Annotated in this window: 14 protein-coding genes and 1 pseudogene; 7 read left to right on the top strand and 8 right to left on the bottom strand. The window is 73.7% G+C overall.

Going from position 1 to position 17,072, the window contains the following annotated elements; all coding sequences use genetic code 11:
* Positions 1-120: 120 nt before the first annotated feature.
* A complete protein-coding gene (locus tag E1165_RS09565) occupies positions 121-999 on the bottom strand; it encodes a hypothetical protein (RefSeq protein ID WP_132389826.1) in 879 nt (292 codons plus the stop codon).
* Positions 1,000-1,096: 97 nt separating this feature from the next.
* Here E1165_RS09565 and cofD point away from each other — a divergent pair, with 97 nt between their 5' ends.
* Both cofD and E1165_RS09555 read left to right on the top strand, forming a co-directional pair.
* The gene (gene cofD, locus E1165_RS09560; protein WP_132389824.1) at positions 1,097-2,044 is read left to right on the top strand and encodes a 2-phospho-L-lactate transferase; all 948 of its coding nucleotides are present in this window, start codon (positions 1,097-1,099) and stop codon (positions 2,042-2,044) included.
* Complete coding sequence (locus E1165_RS09555) at positions 2,041-3,129, top strand: coenzyme F420-0:L-glutamate ligase (RefSeq protein WP_132389822.1); 1,089 nt, start codon at positions 2,041-2,043, stop codon at positions 3,127-3,129. Before cofD ends, E1165_RS09555 begins: the two co-directional genes overlap by 4 nt.
* 23 nt (positions 3,130-3,152) lie before the next feature.
* Here the strand turns inward: E1165_RS09555 and E1165_RS09550 are convergent, their stop codons facing one another.
* A complete protein-coding gene (locus E1165_RS09550) occupies positions 3,153-4,157 on the bottom strand; it encodes a helix-turn-helix domain-containing protein (protein ID WP_132389820.1) in 1,005 nt (334 codons plus the stop codon).
* A 258-nt stretch (positions 4,158-4,415) separates the two neighbouring features.
* The gene (locus E1165_RS09545; protein ID WP_132389818.1) at positions 4,416-5,453 is read right to left on the bottom strand and encodes a hypothetical protein; all 1,038 of its coding nucleotides are present in this window, start codon (positions 5,451-5,453) and stop codon (positions 4,416-4,418) included.
* A 39-nt stretch (positions 5,454-5,492) separates the two neighbouring features.
* Between E1165_RS09545 and E1165_RS09540 the strand changes: the two genes are divergently transcribed.
* Entirely contained in the window at positions 5,493-6,131 is a 639-nt protein-coding gene (locus E1165_RS09540) for an NUDIX hydrolase (protein ID WP_132389816.1), read from the top strand.
* A gap of 63 nt (positions 6,132-6,194) precedes the next feature.
* Here E1165_RS09540 and E1165_RS09535 read toward each other — a convergent pair whose 3' ends face one another.
* Complete coding sequence (locus tag E1165_RS09535; protein ID WP_132389876.1) at positions 6,195-7,286, bottom strand: mannose-1-phosphate guanylyltransferase; 1,092 nt, start codon at positions 7,284-7,286, stop codon at positions 6,195-6,197.
* 62 nt (positions 7,287-7,348) lie between these two features.
* Entirely contained in the window at positions 7,349-8,494 is a 1,146-nt protein-coding gene (locus E1165_RS09530) for a glycosyltransferase family 1 protein (RefSeq protein ID WP_132389814.1), read from the bottom strand.
* 151 nt (positions 8,495-8,645) lie between these two features.
* Between E1165_RS09530 and E1165_RS09525 the strand changes: the two genes are divergently transcribed.
* Entirely contained in the window at positions 8,646-9,335 is a 690-nt protein-coding gene (locus E1165_RS09525) for a TIGR03089 family protein (protein WP_132389812.1), read from the top strand.
* A 138-nt stretch (positions 9,336-9,473) separates the two neighbouring features.
* Here E1165_RS09525 and E1165_RS09520 read toward each other — a convergent pair whose 3' ends face one another.
* Together E1165_RS09520 and E1165_RS09515 are read right to left on the bottom strand one after the other, a co-directional pair.
* Positions 9,474-11,465, bottom strand: a complete 1,992-nt coding sequence (locus tag E1165_RS09520; RefSeq protein ID WP_132389810.1) for an acetoacetate--CoA ligase — start codon at positions 11,463-11,465, stop codon at positions 9,474-9,476.
* Between the two features lie 130 nt (positions 11,466-11,595).
* On the bottom strand, positions 11,596-12,111 hold the full coding sequence (locus E1165_RS09515) for an acyl-CoA thioesterase (RefSeq protein WP_132389808.1): 516 nt from the start codon (positions 12,109-12,111) through the stop codon (positions 11,596-11,598).
* Between the two features lie 23 nt (positions 12,112-12,134).
* On the opposite strand from E1165_RS09515, the gene E1165_RS09510 reads away from it, so the two are divergent.
* Positions 12,135-12,806: a hypothetical protein gene (locus E1165_RS09510; protein ID WP_132389806.1), complete on the top strand. Its 672-nt coding sequence runs from the start codon at positions 12,135-12,137 to the stop codon at positions 12,804-12,806.
* A gap of 306 nt (positions 12,807-13,112) precedes the next feature.
* On the opposite strand, the gene E1165_RS09505 is transcribed toward E1165_RS09510, so the two are convergent.
* On the bottom strand, positions 13,113-14,276 hold the full coding sequence (locus E1165_RS09505) for an acyl-CoA dehydrogenase family protein (RefSeq protein ID WP_132389804.1): 1,164 nt from the start codon (positions 14,274-14,276) through the stop codon (positions 13,113-13,115).
* A 247-nt stretch (positions 14,277-14,523) separates the two neighbouring features.
* On the opposite strand from E1165_RS09505, the gene E1165_RS09500 reads away from it, so the two are divergent.
* Together E1165_RS09500 and E1165_RS09495 are read left to right on the top strand one after the other, a co-directional pair.
* Positions 14,524-15,951, top strand: a complete 1,428-nt coding sequence (locus E1165_RS09500) for a UDP-glucose/GDP-mannose dehydrogenase family protein (protein WP_132389802.1) — start codon at positions 14,524-14,526, stop codon at positions 15,949-15,951.
* A gap of 153 nt (positions 15,952-16,104) precedes the next feature.
* Positions 16,105-17,072, top strand: a pseudogene (locus E1165_RS09495) (permease); the annotation flags it as partial.

Genomic DNA, 17,072 nt, shown 5'->3' with positions numbered 1-17,072 from the left:
CCCGCCCCGGCCACGTCCGGCCCGGCTCCGCTCGCGGGATGCGGCAGACGGTGCGGGCCGGCGGGCCGGATGACGCGGAATGCCGCAGGTTTCCCACGGGCGGCATCCCGTGGCACCCGATCAGGACTGGGGGTCGTCCCGGCGGAAGGACTGGGTTCGGTCGCTGTCGTCGCCCTGCGGGGCCGGGGGCCCGCCCGCCTCGCCCGGCTGCCGGGGGATGGCCTGGGTCGGGTCGGCCGACGGCGGCTGCCCGAACGGCGGCGCGGTGTTCGGCCCGGAGAACGGCGGCCCGGACTGCGGCACGGCCCCGAACGGCGGCGCGGACGGCGGGCCGTACGGCGGCGCGGACTGCGGCACGGCGCCGGACGGCGGGCCGTACGGGCCGGCCGCCGGGTAACCGGGCTGGCCCGGGGGCGGGTAACCGGCGGTGGGGAAACCGCCCGGGGCCGGCTGTTGCGGCCAGCCCGGCTGCGGTTGCCCGTACATGCCGGGCTGGGGCTGGGGCTGGGGCTTCGGGACGTGGAAGAACGTGCGCCAGATCCGGTACACCACGAAGGCGGAGACCGCGAAGACCGCGAACCAGGCCGCCCGGGTCAGCATGCCGAGCAGGGCCCGCAGCACCTCCGCCTCGGCGAGCCGGCCGACCAGCCAGATCAGGAAGGACAGCGCGCCGAGCAGCGCGCTGACGGCGTACTCGGCGACGGCGACCTGGGTGATCTGCTTCGCCCGGCCGACGACCGGCGACACGTGGGTGGCGAGCAGCACCGCCAGCAGCGGCAGGGCGGTCGCCTCGATGCCGACGAAGGTGAAGAAGTTGCTCCCCGCCCGGCCCGAGAAGGTGCTGTACTCGTTGACCGGCGTGAACAGGTCGACGAAGCCGACGAAGAGAAACACGGCGTTGGCGCCGAGCAGCACCAGCGCCGCCAGCTCGCGCAACGGCCGGGTGAGTTGACGGACCTGCGCGGCGTCGTGCGGCGCCGGCTCGGCGGGGCTGGTCACGGGTTCTCCCTCGGTCCTGACGGACGGTTGCCGACGTGAGCCTAGTCTCCCGTACCACCGACGAGTCGGAGGTGCCGGGTACGCGAGGATGGACGCCATGCGCATCGTGGTTCTGACCGGCGGGATCGGGGGCGCCCGGTTCCTGCTCGGCGTCCGGGCGTACGCCCGGGAGGTGGGCGCCCAGGTGACCGCCGTGGTGAACGTCGGAGACGACCTGCTCCTGCACGGCCTGAAGGTCTGCCCCGACCTGGACAGCGTCATGTACACCCTGGGCGGCGGAGCCGACCCGGAACGGGGCTGGGGCCGGGCCGGCGAGACCTGGACGGTCAAGGCGGAACTGGCCGCGTACGGGGCGGAACCGACCTGGTTCGGGCTCGGCGACAAGGACGTCGCCACCCACCTGGTACGGACCACCATGCTCCACGCCGGGTACCCGCTGTCGCAGGTCACCGAGGCGTTGGCGACCCGCTGGCAGCCCGGCGTACGCCTGCTGCCGGCCACCGACGACCGTCTGGAGACCCACGTGGTGGTCGACCTCGACGGCGGCCAGCGGGCGATCCACTTCCAGGAGTGGTGGATCCGCCACCGGGCGGCCATCCCCACCCACCGGTTCGTCTTCGTCGGCGCGGAGAGCGCCACGCCCGCCCCCGGCGTGCGGGAGGCCGTCGCCGAGGCGGACGTGGTGCTGATCGCCCCGAGCAACCCGGTGGTGAGCGTCGCTCCGGTGCTGGCCGTACCGGGCCTGCGGGAGGCGGTCACCGGAGGGCGGGCGCCGGTCGTCGGCGTCTCGCCGATCATCGGTGGCGCCCCGGTGCGCGGGATGGCCGACCGCTGCCTGTCGGTGCTGGGCGTGGAGTGCAGCGCGGTTGGCGTGGGCCGGATGTACGGCGCGCGGGGCGAGGGTGGCCTGCTCGACGGCTGGCTGGTCGCGCCGGAGGACGAGGGCACGCAGGTGCCCGGGGTGACGGTCCGGTCCGCGCCGCTGCGGATGACCGACGACGCGGCGACGGCGGACATGGTGCGGGCCGCATTGGAGCTGGTGTGAGGCTGGAGATCCTGCCGGTGCCGGGCATCGGCGACGTGACCGAGGGTGACGATCTGGCGACGCTGATCGCCACCGCCGCGCCGTGGCTGCGCGACGGGGACGTGCTGGTCGTCACCAGCAAGATCGTGTCGAAGGCGGAGGGACGGCTGGTCGACGTGCCGGCGGACGGGCCGCAGCGGCTCGCGGCGCGGGACGAGGTGATGGCGGCCGAGACGGCCCGGGTGGTGGCCAGCCGGGGCGCGACGCGGATCGTGCAGACCCACCACGGTTTCGTGATGGCCTCCGCCGGGATCGACGCGTCCAACGTCGACAAGACCCGGCTGGTGCTGCTCCCCACCGATCCGGACGCCTCGGCGCGGGCGTTACGGGCGGCGCTGCGGGAACGGTACGACCTGGACGTCGCGGTGATCATCAGTGACACGATGGGCCGGCCGTGGCGCAACGGGCTGACCGATGTCGCGCTCGGCGTGGCCGGGATGTCCGCGATCCGGGACCATCGGGGCGAGATCGACCCGTACGGCAACGAGCTGCACCTGACCGAGATGGCCGTGGTGGACGAACTGGCCGGCGCCGGCGAGCTGATCAAGGGCAAGTGCGACCAGGTTCCGGTCGCGGTGGTCCGGGGCTACCTGGGTGCCACCCGAGGCGACGACGGGGCCGGCGCGGCGGTGCTGGTCCGTGACGCCTCGATGGACCTGTTCTCCCTCGGCACCGCCGAGGCGAAGGCGGTGGGGCTACGGGAGGCCGCCGTCCTCCCCGACGGGCCCGGCGCGGTGGCGGCCGACCCGGCGGCGGTGGCCCGAGGGATCGCCGCGGTGGCCGACGTGGTCACGCCCGGCACGGTCTTCACCCATGTCACCGACGACGAGGTACGCGCCGGACTGGTCGGGAGGATCGTCGGGTGGCCGGATCAGGCCAGCGGCCTCGTCCTCGGTGTGGTGCCGACCCCGGTCGGCCCGGCCGACCTGGTGCGTTTCGGCGCCGACGTGCAGCGGCTGCGGACCGCGCTGGCCGCCGAGGGCGTGCCGTCGGCGCTGCTGCCGCCGCCGGAGGGCAGCACCGCCAGCGCCTGCCTGGCGCTCTGACCCGGGCTGGGGTTCTGGCGGCGTCAGGCGTCGAGCATGGCCCGGCCGAGCGGGGTGAGGGTGTGCAGCACCCGGTTGCGGTCCCGCTGGCTCACCAGCAGCCCCGCCTTGCGCAGCACGGCGGCGTGCTGGCTGGCGGCAGCGGCCGAGATGGCCAACCGGCGGGCCATCTCCCCGGTGGTGCAGCCGTCGTCGCTGGCCTCCAGCACCGCCGCCCGGGTCCGGCCGATGAGCGCGGCGAGCGCCTCCCGGCCGGTTTCCTCGCCGGCCGGCCCGGTGCCCGCGCCGGCTGCCGGGACCAGCCCGCCCAGCCGGTCCACCGGATACACCAGCACCGGGGGCAGTGCCGGGTCGAGCAGGGCCACCGGGGTACGCGCGCAGAAGAACGAGGGCACCAACAGCAGCCCCCGACCCTCCAGGTGCAGCTCCCGGCTGTTCGGGTAGTCGTGGATCTCGAGCCGGTCGGACTCCCAGCGGACGGTCGGACGCAGGCCGGCCAGCAGCCCCTCCACGCCGCCGTCGAGCAGGGCTCGGGCCCGACGCGTCCGGTCCGCCTCCACCGCCGCCCGGATCCGCCCCCAGTACGGTTCGAGCGCCACCGACCGGTAGTGGGTCATCGAGTCGGTGAGGTGCCGCAGCACCTCCGGCTCGCCCCGGGCCAGCGCGGCGGCCGACGACGGCAGGGCGTTCGTGCCGGCCAGGACGGTCAGATCCCGGTGCAGCCGGGCCGCCGGGGTGGACCGGACGGCGGCCAGGCCCGCCTCGAAACCCTCCACGCTGTCGGACGGGGTCAGGAAGTCGGGGAAGTACCCGCGCGGCGGATTGAGCGCCAGCAGCAGCCGCAACCGCTCGGAGGAGACGTCGCGGCGCAGTTCGCGGGCGACGCCCCGGCGCCAGTGCGCCATCAGCGGGTCGACCGTGCGCCCCCGCAGCAGGTGCATGCTGAGGACCAGCTCCCAGGCCGGGTCCGCCGTGGGGGCGATGCGGGTCCGGAGGATGTCCTCCCGGGAGAAGTGGATGGTCAGCACGTGGGGGCGCTCCTGGGGCTGGCAGGGGGGCTCGCCGACCCTCTGCACTGTACCGCGTGGCATTGACCTGCGCCTTTAAGCAGAAGCTGAAACTCCTCGACGCCCCGGCCGTCGCTTGGCATGCTCCTACTGCCCGGCATGGCGATGCACTGTTCCCATCGCATCCGGGCCACCGGCACGACCGGCGCCGGGCGGCACCACGAGGGTCTGCGGCCTCAGTTCCGCGGAGGTGCCACCCGGGTGCCGGCGTGCGGGCCGTCAGCCCATCCAGAGCGCCACCCGATGATCCTCGTCGGTGACGTAGAAGCAGACCCCGTCGCACTCCGCCAGACCCTCCACGTGGTGAAAGGGTGCCAGGTCGGCCACGACCTCCCCGGGAATCAGATGATCCCCGGTGGCCGGATCCCAGCGGAACCGGACGTGCCGGGAGGTGACCGCGCCGCCGGCCGGGTGGTCGTCCAACAACACCGAGCCCTTGCCGAGCGCGTCGATCGACCCGACCACCGCCGCGTACCCGCCGTCGGGTGTGGGCGTGACGGCCCGGAAGCCGACCAGCGCGCCGGGCGGGGTCACCCCGGTCAGCGCGTACGCCCGACCGGCGCGGGGCCACTCGGCGTGGGTGAACATCTCCGGCACCCCGGTCAGCTCCACCAGGATCGGCTCCCCGGCGGCGGTCACCGGGAACCGGAGGCCGAGCAGCGCCGTGCCGTCCGGGGCGAAGGCGGCGGCCTCCACATTCAGCGGCAGGTCGTCCTCGGCCAGCCGGGTCACCCAGCTCCTCGCCCGCGCGGTGCCACGGGCCAACGTCTCGACGATGAACCGGTTCCGCACCCGGGCGCCGGGAGGCAACGGGGCGAACGGCGCCTTCGCCAGCGCGTCGTTGACCGCGCGGTGCAGCCGGAACCGGTTGCGTACCACCTGGAGCGGCACGGTGCCGGTGGCCGCGTCGTCCTCCCGGAACCGGGCCACGAAGGCGCGGCGGGGACGCAGCGGGCCGCCCTTCGACCCGAAGTGCGAGCCGAAGACGTACACCCAACCGTCGTGGTGGGCCAGCGCCTCGCCGTCCTCGGTGCGGCCGTTCTCCGGTCCGGCGTCGGCCGGCACGTGGTGGGCGACCCACTCGCCGTCACCGCGTTCCAGCAGCAGGGCCAGGCAGCGCTCGACCGGGCCCTCGTCCAGCACCGTCCAGAAGCCACGCCGGGCCCGGTGGGCGCGCAGCAGTGCCGGCGAACGAACCGGCAGCAGATCGCTGGCCTCGTTGCCGGCCACGACGAATTCGACGAGTCGCAGGGTCACCGGGCCAGGGTAGGGAACCGGTGCTCGTACAGTGTCGGGATGCCCGACGTCTCCCCCACCACCGTTCCCACCGTCCCGTCCGCTCCCCGCCCCGGACCGCTGGCCGGCGATCCGGGGCCCGACGGGCGGCCGGCGCTGCACGCCGACGCGGTCGCGGTGCTGACCGGCTGGACGGCGACCAGCCAGGCCGCCGCCGCGGCACGGGACCGCACCCTGGAACTGCTGGCCGCCGGCCCGGTGGCGACGGACCGCGGCCACCTGCCGGGCCACCTCACCGCCAGCGCGCTGGTGCTCGACGCCACCGGATCCCGGGTACTGCTCTGCCTGCACGGCAAGTTCCGCAGGTGGGTGCAGCTCGGCGGGCACTGCGAAGGCGACGACCGGACGCTCGCCGGGGCCGCGTTGCGCGAGGCGACCGAGGAGTCGGGCATCCCCGGTCTGGTGATCGACCCGGTGCCGATCGACGTGGACGTCCATCCGGTGGCCTGCCAGGGCGGATCGCTGCACCACGACGTGCGCTTCGCGGTCTTCGCCCCGCCGGGCGCGGTGGAGCGGGTCAGCGACGAGTCCGAGGCGCTGGGCTGGTTCCCTCCGGACCGGCTGCCCGAGCCGCTGGCCGGCGCGACGGCCCGGCTGGTGGCGCCGGCCCTGGCCGCCCTGGCCCGCCGTACGGGCTGACCCGCCGGGACCCACCGGGCCGCCTCCCACCGACCAGCGGCGTACGGCCGACGCGGAGCCCAATCAGACCAGGCCCTCCTCGCCGCGCTCCTTGAGCTCGTCGACCAGCGCCTTGACGTCCTGGGCCCGCTGACGGGGGCAGACCAGCACCACGTCCGGGGTGTCCACCACGATCAGGTCCCGCACGCCGAGCGCGGCGACCAGCCGGCCGGACTGTGGCACCACCACCAGGTCGTGGGCGTCGTGCAGCAGCACCCCGGGTTTGGCGTCGGTGCCGAGCACGACGTTGCCGGCGGCGTCGGCCGGAAGCACCTCGCCGAGGGTGTGGAAGTCGCCGACGTCGTTCCAACCGAAGTCCCCCGGCACCGTCGCCACCCGGCCGGCGGTCGCCGCGCCCTCCATCACCGCGTAGTCGACGGAGATCTTCGGCAGGGTGGGCCACACCGTGCCGAGGACATCGTCCTGCCCCGGGGTGCCCCAGGCGGCGGCGATGGTGGTGACCCCGGCGTGCAGCAGCGGCTGCTGCCGGGCCAGCTCGGCGAGGAAGACATCCACCCGCCAGACGAACATGCTGGCGTTCCAGAGGTGCCGCCCGGACCGCAGGTACGCCTCGGCGACCGGGGCGGCCGGTTTCTCCTTGAACTCGGCCACCCGGCGCAGCGGGCCGTCGCCGACCGGCTCCCCGGTCTCCAGGTAGCCGTAGCCGGTCTCGGCGCGGGTCGGGGTGATGCCCACCGTCATCAGCAGCCCCTGCTCCGCGCCGCGCACCGCCGCGCGCACCGTCCGCACCCAGGCGTCGGCGTCACGGATCAGGTGATCGGCCGCGAAGGAGCCCATCACCGCCCCCGGGTCACGTTGCGCGATCACCGCCGCGGCCAGTGCGATCGCCGCGCAGGAGTCCCGGGGCGAGGGCTCCACCAGGATGTTCTCCTCGGGCAGCCCGGCCAGCTGCCGGGCGACCGCCGCCGCGTGCGCGGCCCCGGTGACGACCAGGATCCGCTCCGGTGTGGCCAGTGGCCCCAGCCTGTTCACGGTCGCCTGGAGCAGGGACGCCGTGGTGCCGGTGAGCGGATGGAGGAACTTGGGATGCCCCGCGCGGGACAGCGGCCACAACCTCGTGCCGCTGCCACCCGCCGGGATGACGGCGTAGAGCATCAGCACATCATGCCCGAACCGGCCCAACTGGTGAGCCAGGTCGGCGGTGGGGTCGCGACCGTTCAGCTCCGGGCCCGGCTCCACGCGGCGATGTGCACCTCCGCGCTGGACTCCCAGGTGAACTCCTTGGCCCGGTCGAAGCCCGCCTTGGCCAGCGCGAGCCGGCGCGGCTCGTCGTCGAGCAGGGCGACCAGGTCGGCGGCGATCTGGTCCGGGTCCTCGCTGGTGTAGGCGACCGCGTCCCCGCCCACCTCCGGCAGGGACAGGCGCGGGGTGGTGAGCACCGGGGCGGCGCAGGCCATCGCCTCCAGGATCGGCAGCCCGAAGCCCTCCCCGTACGACGGGTAGGCCGCGACCAGGGCTCCGCCCAGGAATCCGGGCAGGTCGGCGTATCGCAGGTAACCCGGGCGCAGCAGCCGCAGGTGCGACGGGACCTCGGCGACCGCGCGGTCGATGTCGTCGTCGTGCCCCTGGCCACCGGCCACCACCAGGGCCGGCGGGTCGTGCCGCTCGGCCACCGCGCGGGCCCAGCCACGGATCAGGTTGGGGACGTTCTTGCGGGGCTCCTTCGCGCCGAGGAAGGCGACGTAGCTGCTGCCGCCCAGGCCCAGCCGGGCGCGGACCCGGGCCTTCTCCTCCTCGCTGGGCGCGTGGAACGCCGCGTGGTCGACCCCGTGGTAGGCGACGTCGATCCGGGTCGGGTCGGCGTCGAGGAGCCGGATCAGCTCGTCCCGGGTGGCCTTGCTCGGCACGATGACCCTGTCCGCGCGGCGCAGCGAGGTCTTGATCGCGCTGCGGAAGAACGTCCGGCGGGACTTGTCGTAGTGCTCGGGCTCGGTGAAGAAGGTCGCGTCGTGCACGGTGACCGTGACCGGACAGCCGGCCCGCAGCGGGCAGGTGTAGAAGGGCGAGTGCAGCACCTCGGCGCCGACCTGCTGGGCGAGCAGCGGCAGGCCGGTCTGCTCCCAGGCGAGCCGGGCGGGGCGGTGGGCGACGGCCGCCGGGGCGGGCACGATCTCCGCCCCCGGCAACATGCGGGTGTAGCGCTCGAGGTCGGTACGGAGGCTGACGACCACCAGGTCGACCGCCGAACCGCAGACTCTGCCGAGCGCGCCGAGCAGGCCGTCGACGTATCTACCGACGCCGCCACGGTCGGCGGGGACACTCGTGGCGTCGATGAGCACGCGGGGCGGGCGACCGGCGGTCACGGGGCGACTCCTTGAACTGGCGGGTCTGTGGGGAACAACACTCCGGGCAAGCCTACGCCGGTGCCCGGCGCGGTCGCTGACTGCGACCCGACCGTACGCCGACTTGTCATCGTCATCGAGTACGCGTGTGGGACGCGTATCGTTCGCGTCGATGGCCGACAACATTGCCCGGGTCTTCGCCGACGCTATCGCGGCCGACCCCACCCGCCCCCTGCTGACCTGGTACGACGACGCCACCGGCGAGCGCACCGAGCTGTCCGGCGCGACGCTGGCGAACTGGGTGGCCAAGACGGCCAACCTGCTCGTCGACGAGCTGGCCCGGCAGCCCGGTGACACCGCCGCGGTGCTGCTGCCTCCGCACTGGCAGACCGCCGCGGTGCTGCTGGGCTGCTGGTCGGCGAAGCTGACGGTGACCGACACGCCGGGCGACGTGGACGTGCTCTTCGCCGCCGCCGGCCGGGTCGCCGAGGCGGACACCTGGTCGGCCGGGGACCGGTACGCCCTCGCGCTCGACCCGTTCGCCCTGCCGATGCGCCAGGTCCCGGCCGGTTTCGCCGACTTCGTCACCGAGGTACGCGGACACGGCGACCACTTCACGCCGTACCCGCGGGGTGGCCCGGGCGACGCGGAGCTGCTGGCCCGGGCGGCGGCCCGGGCGACGGAGCTGGGGCTACGCCCGGGGGACCGGTTGCTGGTCGACACCGACCGGCATCCCGACCCGGTCGACTGGCTGCTCGCCCCGCTGACGGCCGGCGCGAGCGTGGTGCCCTGCGGCAACCTCGACCCGGCCCGGGTGAGGTCCCGCGCCGCCAACGAGCGGGTCACCAGCACGCTGGACTGACCAGCCCCGTCCGCCCGGCCACGACCCGACCCGCCACCACACCCCTGCCATGATCGGCTCGGCTTGCGGCGGGTCGCGGTGTTCCGCCCGCCGTACACCCGACATGCCGCGAACGGCGAGGATCGCCGGCGACGTGGGTCATCGCCCGGCGGCCGGGGTCGACTCCCCGGCGCGGCGTTGGGCGAAGGCGGCGAAGGCGTTCAGGGACTCGGGGTTGGCCAGGGCACCCGTGGCGGCGGCGCGGTCGACCGGGACGCCGGTGAGGATCTTCTTGACCGGAACCTCCAGCTTCTTCGCCGAGAGGGTACGCGGGACGGCACGAACCTGGTGGATCTCGTCGGGGACGTGCCGGGGCGACAGCGCCGTCCGCAACTCCCGGCAGATCCTCCCGCGCAGCTCGTCGTCGAGCGCCAGGCCGTCGGTGAGAACCACGAAGAGCAGCAGCTCCCCCGCACCGCCCTCGTCGTCCTCCAGGTGCACCACCACCGAGTCGACGACCTCGTCCAGCCCCTCCACCACCGAGTAGAACTCGGCGGTGCCCAGCCGGACCCCGCCCCGGTTCAAGGTCGCGTCCGAACGGCCGGTGATCACGCAGCCGCCCCGGTCGTTGATCGTGATCCAGTCGCCGTGCCGCCACACCCCCGGATAGGTCTCGAAGTACGCCTCCCGGTATCGGCGACCGTCCGGGTCGTTCCAGAAACCCACCGGCATGCTCGGCATCGGCGCGGTGATCACCAGCTCACCCAGCTCCCCGACGACCGGGGTGCCGTCGGCCGAGCGGGCCTCCACCCTGGCGCCGAGCGCCCGGCAGGTGATCTCCCCGGCGTGCACCGGCAGCAGCGGAACCCCGCCCACGAAGCCGGTGCACACGTCCGTGCCGCCGGACAGCGACTGGAGCTGGAGGTCGTCGCCGACGTTCTCGTACACCCAGCGGAAGCCCTCGGCAGGCAGCGGCGCGCCGGTCGAGCCGACCCCGCGCAACGCGGAGAGGTCGGCGACCTCCCGGGGCACCAGCCCGGCCTTGCGGCAGGCCAGTAGGAACGGCGCCGAGGTGCCGAAGTACGTCGTGCCGGTCCGCGCGGCCAGCCGCCACAGCGCCCCCAGGTCGGGGTGGCCCGGGTCGCCGTCGAACAACACGATCGCCGCCCCCACCGCCGGACCGGAGACCAGGAAGTTCCACATCATCCAGCCGGTGGTGGTGAACCAGAAGAACCGGTCGGACGGACCCAGGTCGTGGTGCAGGGCCAACATCTTCAGGTGCTCCAACAGGACGCCCCCGTGACCGTGCACGATCGGCTTGGGCAGCCCGGTGGTCCCGGAGGAGTAGAGCACGTAGAGCGGGTGGTCGAACGGCACCGCGGTGAAGGTCGCCGGCTCGTCGGTGGGCGCGGCCAGCTCGTCCCACGCGATGGCGCCCACCGGCGGCGCGCCGGCCGGGTCGAGGTAGGGGATGCCGACGGTGTGCGCCAGCGTCGGCAGCGCGGCCCGGATCGCGGCCACCTCGCCGCGCCGGTCCACCGGCTTGTCGCCGTACCGGTAGCCGTCCACCGCGACCAGGACCTTCGGCTCGATCTGCCGCCACCGGTCGGTGACGCTGCGGGTGCCGAACTCCGGGGCGCAGGACGAGAAGACCGCGCCGAGGCTGGTCGTGGCCAGCAGCAGCACGTACGTCTCCGGGATGTTCGGCGCGTACGCCGCGACCCGGTCCCCGGCGACCACGCCGAGGCGGCGCAGCCCGGCCGCCACCCGGCGGACCTGCCCGCGCAGCTCGCCCGCGGTCAGCGTGACCGGCGGGCGGGTCTGGCCGTGCGCGATCACCACCGGGTCGTCGTCGGCTAGGCCCGGCATCCGCAGCACGTTCTCGGCGTAGTTGAGTGTCGCGCCGGGGAACCAGTTGGTGCCGGGCATCCCGACCTCGGTCAGGGTCGCCGCCGGCGGGGTGTGCGCGACGACCTCGAAGTGCTCCCAGACCGAACGCCAGAAGGCGTCGAGGTCGGTGACCGACCAGCGCCACAGCTCGTCGTAGTCGGCGAAGTCCAGCCCCCGGTGCTCGCGCAGCCAGCGCAGGTAGTTCCCGATCCGGGACCGCTCGCGCACGTCCGCCGGCGGCGTCCACAGCACGTCACCCACTGCTCCACCCTCCCTGCGGCCCCGGACGGCGATGTTCGTGGGCCGTGGCGCCATCTTGCCCTACCTCGCCAGGCCATTCTCCGCGCCGGGGCGGGCCGGCGGGGACGTGACCGGCCCGCCGAGCAGTGGATCAGCCCGCCCGGTGCGCCTGGATGGCCCGGCGTTTGGCCAGCCGGTGCGCCCGGCGGATCTCCGCCTCCCGGAACCGGCGCTCGTCCTCGGGCGTCTCCGGCAGCACCGGCCGGACCGGCCGGGGCGCACCGCCCAGGTCGACGGAGACGAAGACCAGGTACGCGGTGGCCACCCGGATCGGCTCGTCCTCGGCCGAGTCCCACCGCTCGGAGACGACCTTCACCCCGACCTCCATCGAGGTGTGCCCGGTCCAGTTCACCTGGGCGTGCGCGTGCACGAGGTCGCCGACCCGGACCGGCTCGGAGAAGACGATCTCGTCGATCGAGGCGGTGACCGCCGTGCCGCCGCTGTGCCGGGCGGCGGCGGCCCCCGCCACGTCGTCGACGAACTTCATCAACACCCCGCCGTGCACGGTGCCGTACAGGTTGACATCGACTGCGGTCATGATGCGACTCAGCGTGACACGGGAGTACGAGGTGGGCTTGCCCTGCGGGGCGGAGGGGTGCTCGGTCATGCCGAAGACGGTACGGTGCGCCAATGCGACATCTCTGGAGCTTCCTCGCCGGTCTGGTGGTGGCGCCCATCACCTGGGTGCTGGTCACCCTCGGGCAGGACGGGTCAGGTCGGACCGTGGACCGCTGGGTGGAGATCGGCACGTACAGCACGCCCAACCTGATCGAGCCGGCCGTCTACCTCGGCGTGGCCGGCGTCCTGCTCGGCCTGCTCGCCACACTGCGTGTCTCACCGCTCGGCCCGCTGGTCGCCGGGCTGCTGCTGGTCACCCCGTACGTCGGGATGTTCGTCGCGCCGTTCGCCGTGCTCGACCGGATCCCCGACGGCTGGCGGATCCTCGGTGACCCGCTGCCGCTGAGCCTGCCCGTACGCGACGGCACCCTGTTCCTGATCGGGCTGGCGCTGCTGATGGCGACGTTCAGCGTCCAGCGTTGGCGGCGCTGGCCGGCGCGGGCGACCCCCGAGGCGACGGCGGCCCCGGCCGACGACGCGCCGCCGGTGAACACCTTCACCCTGGGCGACTGGCCGCCACCGGGCAGCCACGGCGAGCCGGACACCGCGCCGCTCACGCTCGGCTACCCCACCCCGGACACCCCCACCGAGCCGCTGCCCCGGCGCGCCGGCATCGAGTCGCCGTGGTCGGCCCCGCCGCCGCGCTACGGCGAACGGCCGGAGAGCAGCAGCGGGAACCGTTGACGGCCCGCCTGGTACGCCGACCTTCCGATCAATGACGGTGCTGCGGGACGCCACGGGCGGAGCCGCACCCGCCGGTTGATCTCCTGCTCACCGGCGGGTGGGGTCCGCATGGAACCCCACCGGCCGGTGAGCACCTGCTGGTGACAGCGCGATGATCGACTCGGCGTCTCAGTCGCAGCCGGGTGTCTGCGTCGTGCGCGGCCATGTCTCTACTCGCCGGGACTCCGGGTAGACCACGTACGCCAGGTTGTCGGAGTTGCTCGGCACCAACCACAACCCGCCCCGAACGGGGGGAAACAGCTTCCGTCAGCCCTTCATGAGCTGCCGCGCCATGACGATCCGCTGGACCTGGTTCGTCCCTTCGTAGATCTGAGTGATCTTGGCGTCCCGCATCATCCGCTCGACCGGGTAGTCCCGGGTGTATCCGTAGCCGCCGAGCAACTGCACCGCGTCGGTGGTGATCTCCATGGCGGCGTCCGAGGCGAAGCACTTGGCCGCCGCCCCGAAGTAGGTCAGGTCGGCGTCGCCACGCTCGGACTTCCCGGCGGCGGCGTAGGTCAACTGCCGGGCCGCCTCCAGCTTCATGCCCATGTCGGCCAGCATGAACTGGACGCCCTGGAACTCCGCGACCGCCCTGCCGAACTGCTTGCGCTCCTGGACGTACCCCTTGGCGTAGTCGAGCGCGCCCTGGGCGATGCCGACGGCCTGCGCGGCGATGGTGACCCGGGTGTGGTCGAGGGTCTTCATCGCGGTGGCGAAGCCGGTACCCTCGGTGCCGATCATGCGGTCCGCCGGGATCCGGACGTTGTCCAGGTAGACCTCGCGGGTCGGCGAGCCCTTGATGCCGAGCTTCTTCTCCGGGGCGCCGAAGCTGACCCCCGGGTCGGACTTCTCGACCACGAAGGCGGAGATGCCCTTCGATCGGGCTGTGGGATCCGTCACAGCAAAGACGGTGTAGAACTCGGAGACCCCGGCGTTCGTGATCCACCGCTTCACCCCGTTGAGCACCCAGTGGTCGCCGTCGGGGACGGCCCGGGTGGTCATCGAGGCCGCGTCGCTGCCCGCCTCCGGCTCGGACAGGCAGTACGAGAACATCGCGTCGCCGGCGGCGACCCGGGTCAGGTACGTCCGCTTCAGCTCGGCGGAGCCGGCCAGGATCAGCGGCATGGTGCCGAGCTTGTTGACCGCCGGGATCAGCGAGGACGAGGCACAGGCCCGCGCCACCTCCTCGATCACGATCGCCGTGGCCAACGCGTCCGCGCCGGCCCCGCCGTACTCGACGGGGATGTGCGGGGCGTGGAAGTCCGCGGCCCGCAGGGCGTCGTACGACGCCTTGGGGAACTCGCCGGTCTCGTCCGCCTCGGCGGCGTGGGGGGCCACCTTCGCGGCACAGATCTCCCGGACCGCCGCGCGGATCGCCTCGTGCTCCTCGGGCAACCGGTAGACGTCGAACGACTCCTCTGCGGCCATGTCGGCCCACCCCTTCCACGGCTATCATGCGCAGTCTGTGGCGTCCGAAGCCTGCCGACTGCCGCAGACTGAAGGATAGCCACCGGGTCCTACCAGACCCTACCGGCGGGTAGGCTCGCGCACGACGGGCGTCGACCCGGCACAACTACCCTCACACCAGACGACAAGTTCCCTCGGTGCCCGGCCTTGGCGCCCCAGCCGATTGCGACGCAGCGAAGCGCCGCCAGTGCGAGCGGAGAAGACAGGCGTGACCATCCCGTACCCGAACATCCAGCCGGTGCCCACCATCGCCCCGGTGACGCCGCCCTCGGGTGCGCCGCGGCCCCGGGTCACCTTCCTCGGCACCGGATACCTCGGCGCGACGTACGCCATCTGCTACGCCGAGCTGGGCTACGAGGTCCTCGGCTTCGACGTCGACGCCGACAAGATCGCCAAGCTGAACGCCGGCGAGGTGCCGATTCACGAGCCGGGCCTGGACGAGCTGCTCAAACGGAACCTGGCCGCCGGCCGGCTGCGGTTCAGCACCGACATCGCCGAGGTCGCCGAGTTCGGCGACGTGCACTTCATCTGCGTGGGCACCCCGCAGCGGGCCGACGGCATGGGCGCCGACCTGTCGTACGTCGAGGCGTCGGTGACCAGCCTGGCCCAGCACCTCACCCGCAAGGCGCTGATCGTCGGCAAGTCCACCGTGCCGGTCGGCACCGCCGAGTGGGTGGAGCAGCTCGTCGGCAAGCACACCCCGGCCGACCTGGGCGTCGAGGTGGCCTGGAGCCCCGAGTTCCTCCAGGAGGGGTTCGCCGTCGACGACGTGCTGCGCCCCAACCGGATCGTGGTCGGCGTCAAGAGCGAGTGGGCCAACGCCATGCTCTACGCCGCCCACAAGGGCGTCTTCGACCTGGCCGCCACCGAGGACCGGGAGGTCCCCCTGGTGGTCACCGACTTCGCCACCGCCGAGCTGGTCAAGGTCGCCGCGAACGCCTTCCTGGCCACCAAGATCTCCTTCATCAACGCGATGGCCGAGGTCTGCGAGGCCTCCGGCGGCGACGTCACCCAGCTGGCCCGCGCCATCGGGTACGACCCGCGCATCGGCAACCGCTTCCTCCAGGCCGGCCTCGGCTTCGGCGGTGCCTGCCTGCCCAAGGACATCCGTGCGTTCCAGGCCCGCGCGCAGGAGCTGGGCGCCGGCGAGGCGCTGCGTTTCCTGCACGAGGTGGACCTGATCAACCTGCGCCGCCGTACCCGGGTCCTCCAGCTCGCCGCCGAGCTGCTCGGCCGCCGCTCCGGCCCGGCCGGCCCGGACTTCGCCGGCACCCGGATCGCCGTGCTCGGCGCCACCTTCAAACCCAACACCGACGACGTCCGCGACGCCCCGGCGCTCGCCGTCGCCGCGCTGCTGCAGAAGGCCGGCGCCGACGTGCACGTGTACGACCCGCAGGGCACCGAGAACGCCCGCCGGGTGGCTCCCGAGCTGGCCTACGAGGCCAGCATGAACGACGCCGTCACCGGAGCCGACCTGATCTGCGTGCTCACCGAGTGGGCTGACTTCCGCAACGCCGACCCGGTCGCCCTCGGCGAGCTGGTCGCCGGCCGCAAGGTGGTCGACGGGCGCAACTGCCTCGACTCGGCACTGTGGATCCACGCCGGCTGGGAGTACCGGGGCATGGGCCGCCCCTGACCTCGTCCCGACGCGCCGGCCGGAGGCACCGCTTCCCGGCCGGCGCGTTTTGTTGTCCCGAATCGCAGTGCCAGGTGTCGAAATCCGCGCCGGGTCAGGGCATGCTGCGACAGTGGGGATCCACAGTGCGCGGGCGGCCGGGTGGAGGGTGTCGTGGAGAACTTTCAGTGCCCCTCGTGCGGGCGGCAGTTCACACCGGCCGCGCGCTGCCCGCAGTGCGGGACGGAACAGCCACGCTGGCGGGATCACCTGGCGGAGGTCGAACGCTCCATCGCCGAGCTGAAGGCCCGCGACGCCCAGATCGCCGCCGAGCAGCGGCAGATCGCCGCGAAGATGCAGGCCGCCCTCTTCCAGCGGGACATCCTCGCGCACGCCGGGGAGGAACGGACCAGGCAGGCCACCCGGCCCCGGCGGGTGCTGCGCCGCAAGCCGGGCCGCCGGCCGCCGACCGCCGCCACCGGCGCACCGCCGCGGGTGCCCCGGCAGGGCGCCACACCGTCCGGCCCGGACGACGTCCCGCCGCCCCCGAGGGCCACCGCCACCTGGCTGGACGCGGACGACCCGGAACACCCGCCCGAGGCGTCCTCCCGGGAGGTGCAGAACATCCCGCTCGGGCTCGGCGCGCTGCTGCTCGCGGTCGCCGCGGTGGTCTTCGCCGTCGTCGCCACCAGCTCGATGGACGCGCTGGCCCGGTTGGGCATCCTGCTCGTCGCCACCGTGCTGCTGCTGCTCGCCCCGCCCGTGCTGGCCCGCCGGGGGCTCACCTCCACCGCCGAGACCATCGCCACGGTCGGCCTGCTGCTGGTGCCGCTGGCCGGGTACGCGCTCTGGACGGTGGACCGGATCGGCAACGGGGGCGCCTCCGGCGCGGTCTACTCCGGCCTGATCTTCGCGGTCACCGCCGGCGTCGCTATCGGGTACGCCCGGGGCACCGGCCTGCGGGCGCCCCGCTTCGCGGCCGTGCTCGCCGCGCAACCGGTGGTGCCGCTGCTGGCGTACGAGCGGATCACCGGCCCCGGCGCATGGGCGCTCGTGCTGACCGTGGTCGCCGTGCTCGACCTCTGGTTGGCGCGCTCGGGGCTGCTCCTGGAGAACCCCGTCCGCCGCGACCTCCCACCGGC

It is taken from the genome of Micromonospora sp. KC723 (assembly GCF_004348595.1).
Lineage (GTDB): Bacteria > Actinomycetota > Actinomycetes > Mycobacteriales > Micromonosporaceae > Micromonospora.
The sequence above is the reverse complement of the archived record's forward strand: the minus strand, read 5'-3'. Positions and strand labels throughout refer to the sequence as shown.

Coding starts and splice junctions, on each gene's coding strand:
- cofD (WP_132389824.1), top strand. CDS start 1,097: ATGCGCATCGTGGTTCTGACCGGCGGGATCGGGGGCGCCCGGTTCCTG.
- E1165_RS09540 (WP_132389816.1), top strand. CDS start 5,493: ATGCCCGACGTCTCCCCCACCACCGTTCCCACCGTCCCGTCCGCTCCC.
- E1165_RS09535 (WP_132389876.1), bottom strand. CDS start 7,286: ATGCTCTACGCCGTCATCCCGGCGGGTGGCAGCGGCACGAGGTTGTGG.
- E1165_RS09525 (WP_132389812.1), top strand. CDS start 8,646: ATGGCCGACAACATTGCCCGGGTCTTCGCCGACGCTATCGCGGCCGAC.
- E1165_RS09515 (WP_132389808.1), bottom strand. CDS start 12,111: ATGACCGAGCACCCCTCCGCCCCGCAGGGCAAGCCCACCTCGTACTCC.
- E1165_RS09510 (WP_132389806.1), top strand. CDS start 12,135: ATGCGACATCTCTGGAGCTTCCTCGCCGGTCTGGTGGTGGCGCCCATC.
- E1165_RS09505 (WP_132389804.1), bottom strand. CDS start 14,276: ATGGCCGCAGAGGAGTCGTTCGACGTCTACCGGTTGCCCGAGGAGCAC.